The sequence below is a fragment of the Streptomyces achromogenes subsp. achromogenes genome (assembly GCF_000720835.1).
In the GTDB taxonomy this organism is placed as follows: domain Bacteria; phylum Actinomycetota; class Actinomycetes; order Streptomycetales; family Streptomycetaceae; genus Streptomyces; species Streptomyces achromogenes.
The window spans coordinates 1-411 of sequence record NZ_JODT01000104.1; the positions used below are offsets into that span (position 1 = coordinate 1).

At 67.6% G+C, this 411-nt stretch carries 1 protein-coding gene; it reads left to right on the forward strand.

What is annotated here, in order from left to right; genetic code table 11:
- The coding region (locus IH25_RS0136890; RefSeq protein ID WP_030621473.1) for an IS256 family transposase at nucleotides 1–385 on the forward strand (385 nt) is incomplete at its 5' end.
- Nucleotides 386–411 lie beyond the last annotated feature (26 nt).

Below are 411 nucleotides of genomic sequence, written 5' to 3' on the forward strand. Positions count from 1 at the left end.
GGTCTCTACGGCGCCGACCGAGGAGGCCGCCCTGGAGCGGTCCACCGAGTTCGCCGACGCCTGGAGCAGGAAGTATCCGCCGATCGTGAAGCTGTGGGACAACGCCTGGGAGGAATCCGCCCCCTTCCTGCGGTTCGACACCGAGGTCCGCCGGATCGTCCGCACCACGAACGCGATCGAGTCGGTGAACGCCTGCATCCGCCGAGCGGTCAAAGCTCGCGGGCACTTCCCCAACGAGCAGGCCGCCCTGAAGCGCGTCTACATGGCAATCATGTCGCTCGATCCCACCGGCAGGGACCAGGCCCGCTGGACCATGCGCTGGAAGACCGCGCTGAACGCCTTCGACATCACCTTCGACGGCCGCCTGCCGGCAGCTCGCCAGTAGCCCCAACCACCCCAGTTACACCGCTC